This is a genomic window from Actinomycetota bacterium (genome assembly GCA_035759705.1).
Classification (GTDB): domain Bacteria; phylum Actinomycetota; class CADDZG01; order JAHWKV01; family JAHWKV01; genus JAJCYE01.
The window spans coordinates 1-3148 of the sequence record DASTUJ010000010.1 but is presented as its reverse complement, the minus strand read 5'-3'; the positions used below and the strand labels follow the sequence as shown (position 1 = coordinate 3148).

The 3148-nt window shown below is 65.7% G+C and carries 4 protein-coding genes; 2 read left to right on the top strand and 2 right to left on the bottom strand.

Annotation, left to right across the window (positions count from 1 at the left end; translation table 11 throughout):
* Together ettA and VFV09_00545 are read left to right on the top strand one after the other, a co-directional pair.
* Positions 1-1671, top strand: a 1671-nt coding sequence (gene ettA / locus VFV09_00550) for an energy-dependent translational throttle protein EttA (GenBank protein ID HEU4866190.1), incomplete at its 5' end; no start/stop codon positions are given.
* 2 nt (positions 1672-1673) lie between these two features.
* Positions 1674-2159, top strand: a complete 486-nt coding sequence (locus VFV09_00545) for a thioesterase family protein (protein HEU4866189.1) — start codon at positions 1674-1676, stop codon at positions 2157-2159.
* 12 nt (positions 2160-2171) lie between these two features.
* Here VFV09_00545 and VFV09_00540 read toward each other — a convergent pair whose 3' ends face one another.
* Positions 2172-2660 carry a DUF2231 domain-containing protein gene (locus VFV09_00540; protein HEU4866188.1) on the bottom strand — a complete coding sequence of 163 codons (489 nt, stop codon included), beginning with the start codon at positions 2658-2660 and terminating at the stop codon, positions 2172-2174.
* A complete protein-coding gene (locus VFV09_00535) occupies positions 2660-3100 on the bottom strand; it encodes a Rieske (2Fe-2S) protein (GenBank protein HEU4866187.1) in 441 nt (146 codons plus the stop codon). Before VFV09_00535 ends, VFV09_00540 begins: the two co-directional genes overlap by 1 nt.
* Between the last annotated feature and the right edge of the window lie 48 nt (positions 3101-3148).

Sequence of the window (3148 nt, the reverse complement as noted above, 5' to 3'; positions counted from 1 at the left end):
ATTTACTCGATGGTCCGCGCCCGCAAGGCGGTCGGCGACAAGCTCATTCTCGATGACGTCACCATGGCTTTCCTGCCGGGAGCGAAGATCGGTGTGGTCGGCCCCAACGGTGCCGGTAAGTCCACCATCCTCAAGATCATGGCCGGGCTTGACACCCCGAGCAACGGTGAGGCCAAACTGACCCCCGGCTACACCGTGGGCATCCTGATGCAGGAACCGGTGCTCGACGAGTCGAAGACCGTGCTCGAGAACGTGCAGGAGGGCCTCGGCGAGATCAAGGACAAGGTCGACCGGTTCAACGAGATCTCCGCGGCGATGGCCGAACCGGACGCCGACTTCGACGCCCTCCTTTCCGAGATGGGCACCTTGCAGGAGGCCATCGACGCCGCCGACGCCTGGGACCTCGACTCACAGTTGGAGCAGGCGATGGATGCGCTGCGCTGCCCGCCGGGTGATTCGCCGGTCACCCACCTCTCCGGTGGTGAGAAGCGTCGCGTCGCGCTGTGCAAGCTCCTGCTGCAGAAGCCCGACCTGCTTCTCCTCGACGAGCCCACCAACCACCTTGACGCCGAGAGTGTGCTCTGGCTGGAGCAGCACCTGGCCCAGTACCACGGCGCCGTCCTGGCCGTCACTCACGATCGGTACTTCCTGGACCACGTCGCCGAGTGGATCGCCGAAGTCGACCGCGGGCGGCTCTACCCGTACGAGGGCAACTACTCGACCTACCTGGAGAAGAAGGCCGAGCGCCTGAACATCGCGGGCAAGAAAGACCAGAAGATGGCCAAGCGCCTGGCCGAGGAACTCGACTGGGTGCGCAGCAACGCGAAGGGCCGCCAGACCAAGTCGAAGGCCCGCCTGGCCCGTTATGAGGAGATGGCTGCGGAGGCGGAGAAGACCAGGAAGCTCGATTTCGAGGAGATCGTGATCCCGGTCGGCCCACGCCTCGGCTCCCAGGTGCTCGATGCGAAGAACCTGAAGAAGGGCTTCGAAGACCGCATTCTGATCGACGGGCTCTCCTTCACGCTGCCGCGCAACGGGATCGTCGGGATCATCGGCCCGAACGGTGTCGGAAAGACGACGCTGTTCAAGACCATCGTCGGCCTGGAGCCGCTCGATGACGGTGACCTGAAGATCGGCGAGACCGTGCAGATCTCCTACGTGGACCAGAGCCGCGGCGGAATCGACCCGAACAAGACCCTGTGGGAGGTCGTGTCCGAGGGGCACGACTACATCCAGGTCGGCAAGACCGAGATCCCGTCGCGCGCCTACGTGTCGCAGTTCGGGTTCAAGGGTCCAGACCAGCAGAAGAAGGCCGGCGTGCTCTCCGGTGGTGAGCGCAACCGCCTCAACCTGGCACTCACCCTGAAGCAGGGCGGAAACCTCCTGCTCCTCGACGAGCCCACCAACGACCTCGACATCGAAACGCTGTCGAGCCTGGAGAATGCACTGCTCGAGTTCCCCGGTTGCGCTGTGGTGATCACTCACGACCGGTGGTTCCTCGACCGCATTGCGACGCACATCCTGTCGTGGGAGGGCACGGATTCGAACCCGTCGTACTGGCACTGGTTCGAGGGAAACTTCGAGTCCTACGAAGAGAACAAGATCGAGCGGCTGGGGCCGGATGCGGCGAAGCCGAATCGGTCCGCCTACCGCAAGCTCACCCGGGACTGACCGTGCGCCTGCACGTCGCCATCTCGCTCCGCTGGTCGGACTTCGACGCCTACGCGCACGTCAACAACGCCGAGATGTTCCGCCTGCTCGAGGAGGCACGCATCCAGGCGTTCTGGCCGCCGGACGCCAACGCGGTTACGGATGCCGGGCCGGTGCCGGCCACCGCAGTTCTCGACGGCCGTCCCGGTGCCGAAACCATGACCCTGATTGCCCGCCAGGAGATCGAGTACCTGCTGCCGATCCCCTACATGCGGGCGCCAATCGATATCGAGATGTGGATCGGCCGCATCGGCGGTGCGAGCCTGGAGATCTGTTACGAGCTCTACTCGCCGACCGGTGTTACGCCGCGCCAGTTGTTCACCCGAGCCGCCACGACACTGGTGATGGTCACCGCGGCGACCGGGCGGCCGAAGCGCATCCCGGACGAGCTCCGCGAGGCCTGGTCACCGTACGTCGAGGAACCACTGGCGTTCGCCAAGCGCGCCTGAAGCAGGAGAGCCTCAAGGAGCCGGAACCGGATCCTCGCTGAAGTTGCCAGTCCAGACTGCTGTTGCCCCGGACTCTCCGATTTGAACGATCGTTACCACTGATCCGGCTGCGATCGCGATGGCAGCGACTGCCAGGACTACCGAGCCCACCAGCCGAACCCGCCCAGTCGCCTTGGTGAAGAACTTGTGCCAGGCCCACACGGCGACCGCGGCAACGAACATCGCGATAACCCAGGGGAGCATCGAATTGCCGAGGTCCTCGTGGCGGTCGACCAAGGGTGTGCGCCCCACCCTGTCGGCGAGCCAGGTGCCGGCCGCAGTGGTGATCGGGACCAGCACCAATGCGATCAAGGCCAGGATCGGCGGCAGGAGGCCGAGCCGGCGGCGAGCGGCGGGCCACACTGCCGCGAGCACCAGGGTGAGCGCGGCGATCGGGATCAGGACGACGGTGAGATGCACCACCAGCGGGTGCAGAGGCAGATCCCCGAACACCCAGTCCATCAGGCGACCACAACCCGGCCGTCGCTGACCGTCACCTCGATCGGAATGAGGGGCAGGGTCGACGGCCCATTCAGCACGGCACCGGTCGCGGCGTCATAGCGGGACCCGTGGCACGGGCAATCGAACGACGCCCCGGCGGCGGCCACCACGCAGCCCTGATGGCGGCAGATCGCGCTGAATGCCATCGCTTCGCCTTCCTCCGGCTGCGACAGCAGGATGGCCGAGCCATCAACCTGAACGCCCAGTGAGCCGCCGACCGGAACGTCGGCGAGCAATGCGAGCTCGGTACCGGGCTGCAGTCCGGCCGGCTCCGATGCCGTGCTGTCCGGCTCCTCAGCCGAGGGGGAGCAGGCAGCCAGGGCGAAGGCGGAAGCGCCCGCCACCGTGGCGCTGCCCGCCACAATCAGTCCACGGCGGGTCAGGGTCGGAATCTCAGTCACGAATCTCTACTTTCTCGTCAATCGCACAACGCTGTGTGCCTACTCTAT